This window comes from Hoylesella buccalis ATCC 35310 (assembly GCF_025151385.1).
Classification (GTDB): domain Bacteria; phylum Bacteroidota; class Bacteroidia; order Bacteroidales; family Bacteroidaceae; genus Prevotella; species Prevotella buccalis.
Genome location: NZ_CP102287.1, coordinates 958,952 through 975,755, shown reverse-complemented (window position 1 = coordinate 975,755; position 16,804 = coordinate 958,952). Strand labels below are relative to the sequence as shown.

15 protein-coding genes are annotated in these 16,804 nt (G+C 41.3%); 10 read left to right on the top strand and 5 right to left on the bottom strand.

Features of this window, described 5'->3' with window-relative positions:
* Positions 1-99 precede the first annotated feature (99 nt).
* Together pheT and NQ518_RS04170 are read left to right on the top strand one after the other, a co-directional pair.
* A complete protein-coding gene (gene pheT / locus NQ518_RS04175) occupies positions 100-2,562 on the top strand; it encodes a phenylalanine--tRNA ligase subunit beta (RefSeq protein WP_227960788.1) in 2,463 nt (820 codons plus the stop codon).
* A gap of 120 nt (positions 2,563-2,682) precedes the next feature.
* A complete protein-coding gene (locus NQ518_RS04170; protein ID WP_227208059.1) occupies positions 2,683-3,408 on the top strand; it encodes a YebC/PmpR family DNA-binding transcriptional regulator in 726 nt (241 codons plus the stop codon).
* A 211-nt stretch (positions 3,409-3,619) separates the two neighbouring features.
* Here NQ518_RS04170 and NQ518_RS04165 read toward each other — a convergent pair whose 3' ends face one another.
* Entirely contained in the window at positions 3,620-3,928 is a 309-nt protein-coding gene (locus NQ518_RS04165) for an endonuclease/exonuclease/phosphatase family protein (RefSeq protein ID WP_227962432.1), read from the bottom strand.
* A gap of 92 nt (positions 3,929-4,020) precedes the next feature.
* On the opposite strand from NQ518_RS04165, the gene NQ518_RS04160 reads away from it, so the two are divergent.
* On the top strand, positions 4,021-4,365 hold the full coding sequence (locus tag NQ518_RS04160) for an ISAon1 family transposase N-terminal region protein (RefSeq protein WP_227960382.1): 345 nt from the start codon (positions 4,021-4,023) through the stop codon (positions 4,363-4,365).
* A gap of 1 nt (position 4,366) precedes the next feature.
* A complete protein-coding gene (locus NQ518_RS04155; RefSeq protein WP_419471399.1) occupies positions 4,367-5,350 on the top strand; it encodes an ISAon1 family transposase in 984 nt (327 codons plus the stop codon).
* 24 nt (positions 5,351-5,374) lie between these two features.
* Here NQ518_RS04155 and NQ518_RS04150 read toward each other — a convergent pair whose 3' ends face one another.
* The 4 genes from NQ518_RS04150 to NQ518_RS04135 form a co-directional block, all read right to left on the bottom strand.
* Positions 5,375-5,938, bottom strand: a complete 564-nt coding sequence (locus NQ518_RS04150) for an exonuclease/endonuclease/phosphatase family protein (RefSeq protein WP_227960790.1) — start codon at positions 5,936-5,938, stop codon at positions 5,375-5,377.
* Between the two features lie 33 nt (positions 5,939-5,971).
* Positions 5,972-7,798 carry a RagB/SusD family nutrient uptake outer membrane protein gene (locus tag NQ518_RS04145; RefSeq protein WP_227208063.1) on the bottom strand — a complete coding sequence of 609 codons (1,827 nt, stop codon included), beginning with the start codon at positions 7,796-7,798 and terminating at the stop codon, positions 5,972-5,974.
* Positions 7,799-7,831: 33 nt separating this feature from the next.
* Positions 7,832-11,062, bottom strand: a complete 3,231-nt coding sequence (locus NQ518_RS04140) for a SusC/RagA family TonB-linked outer membrane protein (RefSeq protein WP_227208065.1) — start codon at positions 11,060-11,062, stop codon at positions 7,832-7,834.
* A gap of 363 nt (positions 11,063-11,425) precedes the next feature.
* Positions 11,426-11,821 (bottom strand): cupredoxin domain-containing protein, encoded by a 396-nt coding sequence (locus tag NQ518_RS04135; protein WP_004350031.1) that lies wholly within the window; start codon positions 11,819-11,821, stop codon positions 11,426-11,428.
* 314 nt (positions 11,822-12,135) lie between these two features.
* Here NQ518_RS04135 and lepA point away from each other — a divergent pair, with 314 nt between their 5' ends.
* From lepA to NQ518_RS04105, 6 genes are all read left to right on the top strand, one after another.
* A complete protein-coding gene (gene lepA, locus NQ518_RS04130) occupies positions 12,136-13,917 on the top strand; it encodes a translation elongation factor 4 (RefSeq protein ID WP_227208428.1) in 1,782 nt (593 codons plus the stop codon).
* Positions 13,918-13,962: 45 nt separating this feature from the next.
* On the top strand, positions 13,963-14,559 hold the full coding sequence (locus NQ518_RS04125; RefSeq protein ID WP_227208426.1) for a Crp/Fnr family transcriptional regulator: 597 nt from the start codon (positions 13,963-13,965) through the stop codon (positions 14,557-14,559).
* 28 nt (positions 14,560-14,587) lie between these two features.
* Complete coding sequence (locus NQ518_RS04120) at positions 14,588-15,400, top strand: hypothetical protein (protein ID WP_227960792.1); 813 nt, start codon at positions 14,588-14,590, stop codon at positions 15,398-15,400.
* Between the two features lie 314 nt (positions 15,401-15,714).
* The gene (locus tag NQ518_RS04115) at positions 15,715-16,041 is read left to right on the top strand and encodes an ArsR/SmtB family transcription factor (protein ID WP_227208433.1); all 327 of its coding nucleotides are present in this window, start codon (positions 15,715-15,717) and stop codon (positions 16,039-16,041) included.
* A 76-nt stretch (positions 16,042-16,117) separates the two neighbouring features.
* A complete protein-coding gene (locus tag NQ518_RS04110) occupies positions 16,118-16,351 on the top strand; it encodes a thioredoxin family protein (RefSeq protein WP_227208422.1) in 234 nt (77 codons plus the stop codon).
* Between the two features lie 9 nt (positions 16,352-16,360).
* Entirely contained in the window at positions 16,361-16,804 is a 444-nt protein-coding gene (locus NQ518_RS04105; RefSeq protein ID WP_227960794.1) for a nitrophenyl compound nitroreductase subunit ArsF family protein, read from the top strand.

Here is a 16,804-nt window from a genome sequence, read left to right as displayed (position 1 = left end):
GGTTTTGTGACACTCATTTTTGAACAAACATTTGTAAGGGTCTTGTTTTTTTAGTAATTTTGCAATGCTTTACGAATACACTTAAAATTCATCTATCTAATGAATATTTCATATAAATGGCTTAAAGAATATGTCGATTTCGACTTGACTCCGCAGGAAGTTGCGCAAGCCTTAACTTCTACAGGGCTAGAAGTGGATGCCTTGGAAGAAGTTCAAACCGTCAAGGGAGGATTAAAAGGACTTTATGTTGGGCAGGTGTTGACCTGTGAAATGCACCCCAACTCCAATCACCTCCATATCACGACAGTAGACTTAGGGAAGGGAGAGCCTCAGCAGATTGTATGTGGCGCCCCCAATGTGGCTGCTGGGCAGAAAGTCATCGTAGCCGACCTTGGCTGTATTTTATATGATGGTGATGATTCGTTTACCATCAAGAAGAGCAAATTACGGGGCGTAGACTCATTCGGAATGATTTGCGCCGAAGACGAAATTGGTGTTGGTACGTCACATGAGGGTATCATTGTGTTGCCAGAAGATGCTCCTGTTGGCCAGCCTGCTGCAGAATATTATAACCTTGAGAGCGATTGGATTATCGAAATAGACATCACAGCCAATCGGGCTGATGCTTTGTCTCATTACGGTGTAGCTCGTGATTTGTATGCATGGTTGAAGCAAAATGGGTATCAAACCAGTCTGCATCGTCCGTCTTGTGATGAATTTAAGGTAGATAATGAAGACTTGCCCATTGATGTCAAGATTGAGAATACAGAGGCCTGCAAGCGTTATGCCTGTCTCTCACTCACGGATTGTGAGGTGAAAGAAAGTCCGGAGTGGTTGCAGAACAAGCTGAGAGTAATCGGCTTGCGACCCGTCAATAACATCGTTGACATCACAAATTATGTGATGATGGCCTACGGACAGCCCATGCATTGTTTTGATGCAGACATGGTTGAAGGTCATCAAATCGTGGTGAGAACACAGCCAGAGGGGACCAAGTTTGTGACCCTCGATGGTGAAGAGCATACTTTGGGTGAACACGACTTAAGCATTTGCAATGCAGAACACCCGATGTGTATTGCCGGAATCTTCGGTGGAAAGGGTAGTGGTACCTATGAAACAACACGCAATGTTGTTTTGGAGAGTGCCTATTTCCACCCAACCTGGATTCGCAAGAGCGCACGCCGGCATGGTTTGAGTACGGATGCAAGCTATCGCTTTGAACGCGGCATCGATCCTAATGGCACGATATACGCATTGAAGCAGGCTGCGATATTGTGTCAGCAGCTCGCGGGAGGTAAGGTTAGCATGCAGATTAAAGATGTGTATCCTACACCTATTGAAAACGCCCAAGTGTCACTTTCATACGATTATGTGAACGGTCTCATTGGTAAAAAGATAGAGCCAGAAATGATGAAGAGTATCTTGGAAAGCCTGGAAATGGAAATCAAGAGCGAGAATCAAGAAGGTCTTGAATTGTCTGTCCCCGCATACCGAGTTGACGTTCAGCGCCCCTGTGACGTCGTAGAGGATATCCTGCGTATCTATGGTTATAACAACGTTGAAATTCCAACGCAGCTCAAGAGTTCGTTGACCATACAGGGTGATGAGGATAGAGCAGCCCATTTGGAAAACTTGGTTGGTGAACAGTTGGTTGGATGTGGTTTTCATGAAATTCTGAACAATTCGCTTACCAAGACGTCTTATTATCATGATTTGAACCGTTACCCAGAGGAGGCAACCGTAAAGATCATGAATCCTTTGAGTACCGATCTGGGTGTGATGCGCCAGACGCTATTGTTTGGAGGCCTTGAAAGCATCATGCGCAATGTGAACCGTAAGCAAACAAACTTGCGCTTCTTTGAGTTTGGTAACTGTTACCAATATGTAGCAGAGCGAGCGAATGAGGAAGATCCGATTAAGGCATATCAGCAAGCTTATCATTTAGGACTATGGGTTACTGGTAAACGTGTGGAAGGAAGTTGGGCACATGCAGATGAGTCCAGTTCATTTGACGAACTGAAAGCCTATGTTCAAAATATTTTTGCCCGGTTAGGCGTGCCTTCTGGCATGTTGGTAACAGAAAAAAGTGAGAATAACATCTTCTCTCATGGTTTGAGCATCATGAATCGAGGAGGAAAAAACATCGCTGAATTGGGTGTTGTTTGTAAAAAGTTGCTAAAGCAGGTTGATGTAGCTGGTGAAGTTTATTTTGCTGAAATCAACTGGACGGCACTTATGAAATTAACTCGTAAGAATAAGGTTGAGTATAAAGAGTTGTCTAAGTATCCAGCCGTTAGTCGCGATTTGGCCCTGTTGATAGATAAGCAAACAGAATTCGAGCAAATAGAAAAGATAGCCTTCCAGACAGAAAAGAAGTTACTGAAGCGCGTTGAACTCTTTGATGTTTACGAAGGCAAGAATCTACCTGAAGGCAAGAAGAGCTATGCCGTCAATTTTATTCTGCAAGATGAACAAAAAACATTGAATGACAAGCAGATTGACGGAATCATGCAGAAACTTATTAAGAATCTCACAGAAAAGCTTGGTGCCGAACTTCGATGATTCGGTTGCCATGGTTTTGTGAATATAAACGTTCATATATCATTAAATAATCAACATTTAGGCGCGAAAGTTCTTCGTCCTAAACCTCTTCAATGAAGAGGATTAAATATTTTTATTCCAATGGGAAGAGCATTTGAGTATCGTAAAGCAACGAAACTGAAAAGATGGGGCCACATGGCTCGTACATTCACGAAAATAGGTAAACAAATTGCAATTGCAGTAAAAGCCGGAGGACCAGATCCTGAAAACAATCCCGCTTTGCGCGCCCTCATAGCCAATGCCAAGCGCGAAAACATGCCGAAAGACAATGTTGATCGTGCCATTAAGAACGCAATGGGGAAAGATCAAAGCGACTACAAATCGGTTACTTACGAAGGGTATGGTCCTCATGGAGTGGCTATCTTGGTAGATACTTTGACGGACAATACCACCCGAACCGTTGGTGATGTGCGGTCTGTATTCAATAAGTTTAATGGCAACTTGGGAACAAGTGGTTCACTGGCATTCCTCTTTGACCATAAAGCCGTATTCACCTTTAAGAAGAAAGATGGCTTGGATATGGACGAACTGATTCTCGACCTCATAGATTATGGTGTGGAAGATGAATATGATGAAGATGAGGAAGAAAACGAAATAACCATCTATGGTGCCCCCACGAGCTTCGGTGAAATTCAAAAACATCTGGAAACGGACGGTTTTGAAGTGACAGGAGCTGAGTTTACATACATCCCGAACGATTTGAAAGACGTTGCTCCCGAAGAACGTGAAACAATTGATAAAATGGTAGAGCGTCTTGAAGAGTTTGACGATGTGCAAACTGTTTACACCAATATGAAACCTGAATAACAGGAACATGTTATAGAGAGTGCGTCAAGTTTGGCGCATTCTTATTTAGTCATGACATGACCGGCATACACGAAAATAAAAGGAGATAAACTCCTAACACTTATGGTTAGTGCTTATCTCCTATATAATAGCTGTCGCTAACATTGGATTTAGTTTCTTAAAGCTGCAAGAACTTGCTGAATTGAGTAGAGGACTAAATCCTGAAAATTCTTTAAATTCCTGCCTTGACCATTACCGGATAGTGATCTGATGGAAACTGACCGTATGGCATGTCATTTATAACACCATACTTTTGTATGCTTACATCTTTCGTAACAAAGATATGGTCAATACGCTGATCTTTACCTTTTTCTCTGATTTTCCATCCATTTGATGTGCCGTAAGTTCCATAAGGTGGCTGTATTGATATTTTGTATGAATCGAGAAGCAGACCGTCATTTAGCAATATTCTAATGGGTTCGCTTTCAGGCGTTGCATTGAAATCGCCAGTGATAATGACCGTTGCATTGGTTCCTGCGATGGATTTGATTTTTTGGGGTCAGTCGTAAAACCCAGTTGCAACCCTCTCCCTCTCATGCACATAATTTCATAAGTATTTGTTATCTTTGCATCATGAAGACCGAGCAATTGTTGCGTTGTATCTTTCCAGAGATACTCGCAGATTATTTTGATGTGATAGATATCCAAGAGAGTATTTCCCAGATAGACTTCTGGTTGGATGAGCGTAACTTTATGGAAGAGGTTGACCGCAAGTCCGGCACGGTAAGCAGTTACGGCTTTACCGCCGAACGGGTTGTCCATGACTTTCCCCTTCGTGGCAAGCCCGTTTACCTTCATGTCCGCCGTCGAAAATGGCGTGACAGTTCCACGGGTGAGATATTCAGTTATTCTTACGATGACTTGACAACTGAGGGCAGCAAACTTTCCCCTGAGTTCGTTTCTTTTTTAAAAGAATAGAATTGAGTCTACTGCGGAGAGCATTACAGGTATCGGCTCTCACTATGGCGTAGACGGCAAGCAGCTTTCCACCCAATACAAGGAGCATTTCAGCGATTATCGCCAGTGGGAGCAGTTGTCGCATGCGGGAGACTGGCTGCTGTTTGATGAGAACCTGGGAGAGAGCCTGAGTATCGATGAGACTTGTCTGAGCAGCGGTGAGGTCTATACGTTTCTGACCAACAAGGCTGGCAAAGGTGGCAGGGGTACGCTGGTAGCTGTGGTCAGGGGAACAAAAGCCGAAGATGTGATTCGTGTTCTGGAAAAGATTGACCTTTCCAAAAGAAAGACTGTCAAGGAGATAACGCTCGACTTGTCTTCCTCTATGATGATCATTGCGCGCACGGTGTTCCCCAAGGCACTCATCACCAATGACAGGTTTCATGTGCAGAAGCTTTACTATGACGCTTTGGACGACATGCGCATAGCCTACAGGTGGATGGCAAGGGACAGAGAAAATGAGGAGATGAAGGAAGCCAAAGCCAAGAACGAAACCTACAGGCCATTCAGATACAGCAACGGTGACACACGCAAGCAACTGCTTGCCAGGGCGAAGTTTATACTGACTAAACACAAGTCAAAGTGGACAGAATCGCAAAGGCTAAGGGCTGAAATAATCTTTGAAAACTACCCGGAACTCAAAAAAGCCTATGACCTGGCCATGGAACTTACCGATATTTATAATGCCAGAAGCATCAAGGACGCTGCAAGATTGAAACTGGCTAAGTGGTTTAACGAGGTAGAGAAGTTGGGCGTGGATAATTTCTATACGGTAATTGACACCTTTAAGAACCATTATGATACCATACTCAATTTCTTTGTCAACAGAGCCACAAATGCCAATGCTGAATCCTTCAACGCAAAAGTCAAAGCCTTCAGGGCACAGTTCAGGGGAGTAACGGATATTCCTTTCTTCCTTTATAGGCTTATGAAATTATGTGCATGAGGGGGAGAGGGTTGCAACTGGGTTTTACGACTGACCCATTTTTTGCAGCAACAATCGAGCTGATTCTCTTCGCGCTATTACTCCTTGATGGTCAAAATGTGAGTTAAATAGAAAGAATATTTTTCCTGAAATTTTCTCCCGGAATTTTCCCCACGAACAGATTCGGTTACAGCATGTAACATCCCACCCTAATCCAACTTTCTCTGGAATTTCCGAATACCAGAAATTTCCCGAGTCGAGGAGATCAAATCTATCTTTTCGATAGAAAATGGCAGAGTGTTCGCCCTCGTCACCTCCATCTCGTCCCTCACCAATCCAGGCATATTGTTTTAATTCGGCAATTTGGACCAGCATGTGTTTGAATCCTTCTTGTGTTCCAAAAATATCAAACTCATGAAAGCGAATCAGTGATTTGCCTAACTCTTTTCGCTTTGACCACTGGTTAGCTCCGTCTGACTTAGTGTCCATCCGTAGGTTAAATGTTGCAACATTGATGTATGCTTTGGATTCTTGTCCTTTTTGAGCAAAGCTAAGGGTAGTGCAGCTCAGAAAAACAGCAAGAATTAAGATGAAATATCTATTTCTCATAATTGTAATCTAGTTTCTTTAATATTTTAATTTCTACCATCCTGGGTTTTGATGGAGATTATTATTTTTCTGTATGACGACCTCTGGGATCGGGTAAAGGTATTGGCGAGCGGGCCAATCACGTCCTTTGATGTTGTATTTGAGCAGATAGCCTGAACCTGCCTGAACCACGTTGAGAACATTGTTCTTCTTCGTACCAACATATACTCCAATCGGTGCATATTTGGCATCATCGATTTTATCGGTCTGATAAAAATATACATCAGCCTCCCCATCGCCATTCATGTCGAGAGGGGTGTTTAAGGCAGGTATGTATACACCTTCCCAAGGATCATCAGCCCACAGATGTGCACAGTTCCATCGTTTTAAATCGTTCATTCTAAAACCTTCCAAACAAAGTTCAATGGCACGCTCACGACGTATTTCAAGGATGGTAGCATCATTTACATCAGGATAATATGCAGCGATGTAAGGTTCAGGCGATGTAGGTTTCGCAGTTAACGTTCCTGTTGTTGGGGTGCCTCCAGTAATGCCAGCACGCATTCTAAGAACTCCTATCGTTTTTGCCCAGTCTTCATCAGTCAAAGTGTTAAGTTCTGCTTTGGCTTCGGCATAGTTGAGCAGAACCTCGGCAAACCGCATCAGTGGAATGTCGTTGTCGTTGGTGCGTGCATCATCGTAAGATACGTCGTCCATCGTATATTTGGTGTATTGGTAACCTGTTAGAGAATGTCCTGAGAAATTGGCTGCCGTAGGAACATAATTGCCAGTAGGGTCCATGCGGGTGAAGTCATAACCACGGATGGTTTGATTTAATCGCAGATCACGATTAGTTGTTTCTTCTACAAATGTCTTGAAACTGCCATCATTTTTTGTCTCACGATAGGGACTACCGTCTCGGTTGAGGTAAGTCTTAGCAAATTTTCTTGACATGCATAAGTGAGGACCATACGTGGAAGAGTTGAACCACCAATTTTGTTCTCCCATCTGCAATACTTTGTCTGTAGCTATGGCCAGCATTACTTCTGTTGTCACAGCATTGTCGGCAATAAACAGCTGTCTATAAGAACCGCGCCCATTTGTATAACTTGTACCTGTATATATTTTATACGGCCCTTTGTCAATCACCTCTTTGGCTGCTTCAGCGGCGAGTAGATAGAGCTGTTTTGGTGAATATTTCGTACAACCTGTGCGAGCAATATCGAGTTCGTCTGTTGCATGGTATTTTCGCCAAGCTGCTTCGAATAAGCAAACTCGTGACTTGAAGGACGCAGCCGTCCACTTGTTCACAGTTGTTGAGTTTTTGGTAGCATCCACCTTATTAATATAGTTATATGCGTAGTCGAGATCGTTAAGTATGTGTTCAATAATGACATCACGCGTGTCTTGCGAATTAAAAAGGTCAGGATCTTCACTGTTGTTAAAAACCTTTTGTATCCATGGCACCTCACCATAACTCACTAACTTGTTAAAATAGAATCTGGCACGAAACAGTCGAGCAATTCCATTATAATGGTTTCTGATATTCTCACTGACAGCTGGGTTGGTATTGTTTTCTAAAAAGAAGTTGATATTCCGTAAAGCTCCCCATGACCAGCTGCTGGATGAGTTGGTGGTATAAGCGCCGACTTCCATGCCGCCAATTTGGTTTTTTGCGCTGTAATCGCTCGTTGCATCTTGCTTGAATGCACTGGAGTAGTTTGGTAAGTCATTATAGAATGAGTATGCGTAGGTTTCAAGTCCTTTTGCGGAAGAAAACACCATGTTAACCGATGCGGAAGATTGTGGCTCTTCGTTCATGTCACAAGATGATAAGAGGAAAATTCCCAATATCGAGAGGCATAAAAATTTTTTTTTCATATCTGAAGTTCTTTGTATATAGTTGTGGATTTGTTAGAATGTGATGTTTAGTCCAATGCTGTATGTGGACATCATCGGGTAGTTATAGCCATCTCCGCTTCCCGAGTTCAAATCAATATCTGAGCTTCCAATGTTGGAAACGTTAACGTCTTTTGTGTATTTATAAAGCGGTGACCATGTAAAAAGGTTCTCTCCACAGAAAAAGACACTGGCTTGTCTGATGAATTTTGTTTTGCTAAGCCATTGCTGTGGAAGGTTGTATCCAATCTGCAAGCTCTTTAATCTCAGGTATGAGACATCCATCAGATATCGTGTATTAGCGTTGTTGTGTCCTCCATGGAAGGGAGCGTAGTAACCAGCATAGCGGGGCAAGAACGCATTTGGATTTTCTTCTGTCCAATAATTATTCTCATGCCATTTAGGCATTTGATTATATGGGCGGTTATATTGTCCCCAGAACACCGAGGCCTCGTTTGAAGGATACCAGTCTTGTTGACCTACACCTTGGAAAAATGCATTAATCCAAATGTTATTCCAGTCAGCAGATAGAGTAAAACTGTAGATGTAGCGTGGTTCCTCATTGCCAATAATGAATCGGTCTCCTGGATCATCGACCGTATTCTTTCCTCGGTCAATGTATCCATTTCCGTTGCGATCTTCGAACTTGATGTCACCAGGATACAGTTTGTATGATTTGGAAGTCTGCATCAGTGGATTGTAATATTTTTGTCCTGCAGCAATGGCAGCAGCATTTGCAGCGTCAATTTCCTCTTGGTTTTGCCATAGTCCGTTCGATTCGAATCCCCACAACTCTCCAATACGCATACCTTCATAATAGTTTCCTGCGAGTGACTGATTGGCTCTTGTGCTCAGCGATTTTGTGGCATTATTATATTTGTCAATGACCGAATAGTAGTCAGACAATGTAGCCTTTATCCCATAGTTGAATCGTTTGCCACCCAATTGAAATCCATCTCTCCATGCAATGGCTATTTCATAACCTCGTGTTGTAAGATCTGCATAATTACCTTTTGGGGAAGAAGCTCCGAACACATCTGGTACAGTAGGTCCCGCAACAATCATGTCTGTAGTTTTGCGCACATAGTAGTCGGCGTTGAACATCAATCTATTGTTTATGAAGTTCATGTCAATACCAAAGTTGTAGGTAGTAGCTGTTTCCCAAGTTAGGTCATCGGGCATTGCTGCTGGGCTGGATGTGTAGCGGCGTCGAAGTCCGTCAAGAATATATCCAGACGTAGACACGCCCATTGTTTGGATGTATTGGTAATTGTTTAATCCAGCTGCATTTCCCAGTTGTCCGTATGAACCTCTTAACTTAACATTAGACATCACGTTTGGGTTGACTTTCCAGAAGTGTTCTTCAGATAGTCTCCATCCCATGGATGCTGATGGGAAAAATGCCCAACGATGGTTTTCAGGAAATCTTGACGAGCCTTCATACCGACCGTTTACCTCAAATAGATAACGGTTGTCGTATGAATAGTTGAATCGGAAGAATGCTCCAGCAAATTGGTATGCATTCCATGACGAAGTTATGTTCTTATTATCAGTGCCCATGGCCAAATTAATGTTTTCCACTTCGTCTGTTAGCAAATCATCGTTATATGAAAAAATCTGTTTAGCGTTTTCTTTCTCATAGTTCCAGCCTACCATGCCCTTGAAATAATGAAGTTCGTTGAACGTTTCTTCATACTCTGCATAAATGTTCGTGGCTAAATATCTGGTGTTGCGTACGGTTTCTGCTATGTTAGAGCGAATTCCTGCTATATATTCTATTTTGCTTGTGTTGTCATTGTTGACAGATTTAGCGTAAGGTGTGCGAACTTGCTTGGTTGTACGCTCCAGAGAATTCTTTTTGAATGTAAAGTCTCCATTAAGACGAATTTTGTTGTTAAGGAAAGTGGCAATGAACGATGTAGTATTTTTATATTCATCTTTCTTATTATTGATACCACTCTGTCCATATAGCAAATCTCCCACGCCATATACGGCACAATATGTCAGCGTACCGTCTGGATTAAATATGGGGGAAGATGGATGCCCTTCGTCAGCGATGTTGCGCCATATCACTCCATTTCCTTCTGAGTAAGTGATAGGATTGTAATAATTATTATTGGAGAATTCGAAATTATTATTCACTTTCAACCAGTTGGTTATTTGGTAACCAGCTTTAAATCGCATGTTGTACGACTTGTATTTATCTGTCTGTTTTTTGCTATCAAAAAGTCCATCGTATGAAAAGAAACGTCCTGATAGATAGTAGTCGAATTTGTTATCGCTTCCTGAAATAGATAGATTCTGACTTTGGCTAAATACGTGATCTTTATAAAGGATATCGTACATATCTACTCCTTCAGGGTAATACACATATCTACCTTTTGTGCCAATACTTCCATCAGAAACTACTGTTCCGAAATTGCCACTATCATGGCGCCGTTTGTATTCTTCCAGCCATGCTGTGGAGAATTGTTGCGTCTTATTGATACCTGATGGATTAGAAGAATTGAAGTTATAATAGGCCATATGAAAGTGTTCGGCCCATGTGTAGCCGTCTGAGACAACATCAGGGACATTTGTGGGTCTCTGTATGGAGTAATTCGACGAATAATTGATTTTAGCAGTACCTTTCTGAGGATTCTTTGTGGTAATTAATACCACACCATAAGGAGCTCGTGCACCATAGATGGCCGATGCTGCCGCATCCTTTAGCACTGAGACGTTTTCAATGTCATCTGGATTCAACAATGAGGGGTCTCCTTCCACGCCATCGATTAGGACCAAGGCGCTGCCACCATTAATTGAACCCGTCCCACGAATATTGAAAGCAGAGCTGCGTCCAGGCTTACCATCAGCCAGACTAATGTTCAGGTTTGGTACTACACCCTCCAGCATCTGTGTCACATTGGCTGTTGGTCTGCCTTTAAAAACCTCAGATGACACCTGATCAACTGCTCCTGTCAGATTAGCCTTCTTCTGGGTTCCATATCCTATAACAACCACTTCGTTAAGGTTTTTTGAATCTTCTTCCAGCTTAACGGAGTAGGATTCAACTCCTTGTTTTACTGTTATTTTTTTTGTTATAAAACCTATATATGAAATAACTATTGTGGATCCAATAGGAACATGCTGTAAGGTGGCTATTCCCTCCATATTAGTAATGGCACCAACATCTGTTCCCTCTATTGAAACTGTAGCACCAGTGATGGCACCTAATTGATCGGAAACAATACACTGGATGGTCATGTCCTTTTTGTTGGAAACTTGCCTACTTTGTATTGATTCACGAAATTCACTTGCATTGGCAAAGCCTCTGTTAACTGGAATTATCAAAGAACCAGCTAAAAGTAGTGTTGCTAAACTTCTCCTTTTACCCATAAATAACTTTTTGTTTTAATTATAACTACAATCTTACAATTTTTGCTTGCAAAAGTACACAGCTCATGTTGCAAGCAGGTTACGAAGCTATGTAAAAAAGATAACACCATGGGTAGCTGGTAGTATAAAAGCACTGTAAAAATGCTATACTACTGTATAGATCATAATTTTTCAGTCAATGTGTTATTTCATTTTCAGGTGGGGATGCTGTCTTTAGAAATCTGATAGAATTTACTGATAATCCTTTGTGCGTATTGTTTGCTGATACAATATTTTCTGTGGTTCTTTATCTGAATGCACTATGTAGGCAAAATTATATTTTGCTTCTTTTAGTTTCTTAATACTTGTATTGTCCTTAATCTCCTTCACCATGAGTTGGTGTATTTTATCCCTGTTCTGTGCTACAATTTGCGCATTGTCCAATTCACCAACAAATGAACAGTGGTAAGTGTAGGTCTTGGTGTCTTTTTGAAAGGTCACACTGTCTGTTCTCGTACCATTAACAACTGGGGTAGGGCAGTATTTATCTGTATATTCCTTGGCTTCCCTTGCGCATCTGTCTTCCAGACTCTCATGACATGAAGACAGCATGGGAATCAATAAAATAGCGATGAATAATTTTTTCATGTATTCTTACATTATAAGCATTTCGAAGCTCGTATGTGCCGAGTGAAAAGCTAGTTTTTTCAGTTATGTTTGGGCGGATTCTATCCACTGCAAAGATACAAAGTTTTTACTAATTTTATCATTTCGTTCGTTGATATATGGTTTTAAATAGTTATCTTTGCATAAGATTGGAGGCCTTTGAGTCAATTTGACGAACATAATGAAATTCATGGCACTATTTACTAACAAAAGGATTGATTTCACTCTTTTAAACTAACGATTGAACTTCCTTCATAGCGGTAGTACAATCTTTGATACTATAACGAAAATATCTGATGGATCAAATAAGAAACTTTTGCATCATTGCCCATATTGATCATGGAAAATCAACCTTGGCAGATCGATTACTGGAATATACTAAAACAGTTCAAGTGACTGGTGGACAAATGCTTGATAGCATGGATTTGGAAAAAGAACGCGGCATCACGATTAAAAGCCACGCTATCCAAATGGAATATCAATATGAGGGACATAATTATATATTAAATTTGATTGATACTCCGGGGCACGTTGACTTTTCTTATGAGGTAAGTAGGAGCATAGCTGCATGCGAGGGTGCTTTGCTGGTTGTCGACGCTACGCAAGGTGTGCAAGCGCAGACCATCTCTAATCTATATATGGCCATCGAGCATGACCTCGAGATTATCCCTGTCATCAACAAGATTGACATGCCTTCTGCCATGCCAGAAGAGGTTGAAGATGAAATCGTAGAATTGATAGGGTGTGACCGTTCTGATATTATTCGCGCATCTGGTAAGACAGGTGAAGGTGTTAGCGATATATTAGATGCTGTGGTGCAACGCGTTCCACATCCTGTGGGGGATGAGAAAGCTCCACTTCAGGCATTAATTTTCGACTCTGTTTTTAACAGCTTTCGTGGTATCATCGCCTATTTTAAAATAGAAAATGGATGCATCAAGCAGGGCGATAAGGTAAAGTTTTATAACACGGGAATGGAATATGATGCCGATGAAATTGGCATTCTTAAGATGAATATGGTTCCCCGGCGAGAAATGAAAACCGGAGAAGTAGGCTATATCATCAGCGGCATAAAAGATGCGAAGGAGGTGAAAGTGGGAGATACCATCACCCATGTAAACCGTCCCTGCGAAAAGGCTATTGCTGGTTTCCAGGAGGTGAAGCCAATGGTGTTTGCGGGTGTTTATCCCATCGACCCTAATGACTACGAAAACTTGCGAACATCTCTTGAAAAGCTTCAACTCAATGACGCCTCATTGTCGTTCTCTCCTGAATCGTCTGTGGCACTTGGTTTTGGCTTCAGATGTGGATTCTTAGGACTCTTGCACATGGAAATCGTGCAAGAACGTTTGGATAGAGAGTTCAACATGGAGGTCATCACTACCGTGCCCAACGTATCTTATATGGTTTACGACAAACACGGAGAATCGAAGGAAGTTCATAATCCGTCTGGTTTGCCAGAAGCAACGATGATTGAACATATTGAAGAGCCTTATATTCGAGCTACTATTATTACGGATGCCAACTACATTGGCCCCATCATGACGCTCTGTTTGGAGAAGAGAGGCGAGCTGGTTAAGCAGGAGTTCATCTCTGGAAATCGCGTGGAATTGCATTTTATGATACCGTTAGGAGAAATTGTCATCGATTTCTACGATAAGTTGAAATCCATCTCAAAGGGTTATGCATCGTTCGATTATCATGTAGACTCGTTCCGACCCTCAAAGTTGGCCAAGCTCGACATCTTGCTCAATGGAGAGCCTGTGGATGCGCTGTCTACCCTGACGCATCAGGACAATGCTGTGAGTTTGGGTAGAAGGATGTGCGAAAAACTCAAAGACTTGATACCAAGACAGCAATTCGACATAGCCATTCAAGCCGCCATCGGAGGGAAAATCGTCGCCAGGGAAACCGTGAAATGCGTCCGTAAGGATGTAACCGCTAAATGTTACGGTGGCGACGTGAGCAGAAAACGTAAATTGTTGGAGAAGCAAAAGAAAGGAAAGAAACGCATGAAACAGATTGGAAATGTAGAAGTTCCGCAGAAAGCGTTCCTTGCTGTGCTGAAACTAGATTAATGTTTTAGGCAAACTAAAAATTACTAACTTTTCAATACCAGACAAATGAAAGAACCTGTTAATACACCTCGTGATATTGCAAGGGAATTGGCACGTAGATACAGTACGATGACACACGAGGAGTTGGATGCACTTGAAAGCATTCTCGTTCCCATGAAATTTGCGAAAGGTGAAATGATTCTCCGTGAGGGAGAAGTGTGTCGCAATATTTATTATCTCGACAAGGGATTGATACGTCAGTTTTATTTCAAGAACGACAAAGAATTAACAGAACATTTAGGCGAAGATCACACCATCTTTATGTGTATTGAGAGTTTGTTCAAAGAGCAGCCCAGCCACCTACAAATAGAAGCACTTGAGGCTTCTGTTGTTTATGCCATGCCCAAAGATAAGTTGGAGCTGATATCTCTGCATCATGTCAATATTCAAATGATGTATCGAAAGATATTAGAAGAAAGTTTGATTATCTCGCAGGTTCATGCCGACTTAATCAGATTCGAGTCAGCACAGAATAGATACAAGCGGATGTGCAAATTGTCTCCCCAAGTAGTCTTGCGCGCTCCGCTGACCTATATTGCCAACTATTTACAGATGACTCCCGAAACATTGAGTAGGGTGAGGGCCTCTACTTTGTTGGACTGATTCACGATTTCCATACGGAAAATCCAAAATGAATAAAATAATCTGTTTGTATTTATTTGTTGTTGTTAGTGTTTGTGGCGCTAATGGGCAGACTAAGCTTAAAGGTGTTGTAAAAGACAAAAATAACATAGGTGTAGAATATGTAACGGTATGTGTGGATAGTATCTTCACTTTAACAGATAGAAACGGAGAGTTTTCCCTCGAACTTCCAATCGGTATCAAGGGTGATATGACTTGTACACATATTGGTTATAAAAAGAAAGTAACACCGTATTCTATATATAAAGGTGGAATCGTTGACATATCATTGGAAGACGAAGTCTATAAACTTGGTGAGGCTTTGGTTGTAGCCCGAAAGACTACGCCTACAGCGATTCTTCGAAAAGGAATGAAACTACCTGGCGATGTTGCTTTCGGCAATGCTCCAACAGGCAAATATGAAATAGGACCCAAATTTACTGTCCATGATAATTTTATTATTGATAGCTTCAACTTGAAGATAAAGAAATGCACCTATGAACATTGCACGCTTCGACTTGTTGTCTATGAATTTTCAAAAGGAAAATTTTCCCCTATCATTTCCAAACCTATTTATTTCAACCTATCTCCTTTGAATAAGAATTCTGAAATTAATATTGAAACAACATCATCAATAGCATTACATAAAGGAAAAGATTACTATATTGGCCTAACTATAGTTTCTGGTTCAAAGGGAACAATCCACTTCCCTGCCTATCTTCGTAGCGGATTTGTAAGAAATCTAATTCAAGGGACCATGAAAAAGCTACCAGCAACAGTTGGTATTGGTATAATTGGACGGAAGCCAACCCTTGCAGATTAATTTAAGATCTACTCGCCTCACCAGCCGGACGTACTTTGAATGTCATGTTTGCGGCTGCCGCATTCAACTTCAAAAGAACCATGTGGCTTCTTTTGTACCTTTTTGAAAGAATGATTATATGGTGCTGTAGAGGCTGAATTTAAATTTTCAAAACCAATTCATCACGCAGGTCTATATGAAGAATGCGATGTCGCCTTTTTGAGAGTCGACTAGATATATACTTGCACCTATCCGAAAAAAATATGCCACAAAATTTGGATATTAAAAATATTGTTCGTACTTTTGCGAACAACAAAGAAGAAAGGAGAATTGGAGTGAAAAAGAAACAGTACACAACAGATCAGGAACAGATTGCTCGGTTTGCCAAAGCAATGGGACATCCGGCACGGATGGCTATTCTTGCTTTCTTGGCAAAACAAGAGAGTTGCTTCTTCGGTGACATTCACGAAGAACTGCCCATTGCCAAAGCAACCGTTTCGCAGCATTTGAAAGAATTGAAAGATGCTGGCTTAATTCAAGGGGAGATAGAAACGCCCAAAGTCCGGTATTGTATAAACCGGGAGAACTGGGAACTTGCCCGAAAATTGTTTGCAGCTTTTTTAGGAGACTGTAAATGTAAAAGTACATCGTGCTGTGAATAGCAGTACTTTTTTTTGGAATAATTGTTCGTAGTTCTACGAACTACAATTATTATATTAACATTAAAGTATAATGACAATGGAAATTAAAGTATTAGGAACTGGGTGTTCAAGCTGTAAAGCCTTGTACGAAACTACCAAACAAGCTATTTCAGAATTAGGTTGCGATGCAACCCTTATCAAAGAAGAAGATTTATTGAAAATCATGGAGTATAACATTTTACGGCTTCCGGCTTTGGTGATTGACGAGAAAGTCGTATCAGCCGGGAAAAAGTTATCCCTTGCAGAAGTGAAAGAGTTGATAACCAAATAAAAATGAACTATGAGAAAATTATTTTATCTACTGATTGCAACGTTGGTCTTAGTTTCCTGTGGTAACGGTGCAAAGAAAAAGACCGGAGAAAATCAAGCGGAAGAAATACAGTCTAACCGCATAGAGGTTCTATATTTTCATGGAGCGCAACGGTGTATCACTTGTCGGGCGATAGAAGCAAATACAATTGCCCTTTTGGATAGCCTTTATTCAGAAGAAAAGGCAGACGGTAAAATTATCTATAAAGTGATAGATATTTCAAAGAAAGAAAATGAAGCGATTGCAGACAAGTACGAAGTTACATGGTCGTCTTTGTTTGTAAACGCCTGGAAAGATGGCAAAGAGAATGTAAACAACCTGACCGAGTTTGGTTTTTCCAATGCGAAAAATGCACCGGACAAGTTTAAAGAGGGAATTAAAAGCAAGATTGACGAATTGTTAAAACAGTTGTAA

Bases quoted from the DNA above. Each gene is read 5' to 3' on its own strand.
- pheT (WP_227960788.1), top strand. From the start codon at position 100: ATGAATATTTCATATAAATGGCTTAAAGAATATGTCGATTTCGACTTG.
- NQ518_RS04170 (WP_227208059.1), top strand. From the start codon at position 2,683: ATGGGAAGAGCATTTGAGTATCGTAAAGCAACGAAACTGAAAAGATGG.
- NQ518_RS04160 (WP_227960382.1), top strand. From the start codon at position 4,021: ATGAAGACCGAGCAATTGTTGCGTTGTATCTTTCCAGAGATACTCGCA.
- NQ518_RS04150 (WP_227960790.1), bottom strand. From the start codon at position 5,938: ATGAGAAATAGATATTTCATCTTAATTCTTGCTGTTTTTCTGAGCTGC.
- NQ518_RS04145 (WP_227208063.1), bottom strand. From the start codon at position 7,798: ATGAAAAAAAAATTTTTATGCCTCTCGATATTGGGAATTTTCCTCTTA.
- NQ518_RS04140 (WP_227208065.1), bottom strand. From the start codon at position 11,062: ATGACCATCCAGTGTATTGTTTCCGATCAATTAGGTGCCATCACTGGT.
- NQ518_RS04135 (WP_004350031.1), bottom strand. From the start codon at position 11,821: ATGAAAAAATTATTCATCGCTATTTTATTGATTCCCATGCTGTCTTCA.
- lepA (WP_227208428.1), top strand. From the start codon at position 12,136: ATGGATCAAATAAGAAACTTTTGCATCATTGCCCATATTGATCATGGA.
- NQ518_RS04125 (WP_227208426.1), top strand. From the start codon at position 13,963: ATGAAAGAACCTGTTAATACACCTCGTGATATTGCAAGGGAATTGGCA.
- NQ518_RS04120 (WP_227960792.1), top strand. From the start codon at position 14,588: ATGAATAAAATAATCTGTTTGTATTTATTTGTTGTTGTTAGTGTTTGT.
- NQ518_RS04110 (WP_227208422.1), top strand. From the start codon at position 16,118: ATGGAAATTAAAGTATTAGGAACTGGGTGTTCAAGCTGTAAAGCCTTG.
- NQ518_RS04105 (WP_227960794.1), top strand. From the start codon at position 16,361: ATGAGAAAATTATTTTATCTACTGATTGCAACGTTGGTCTTAGTTTCC.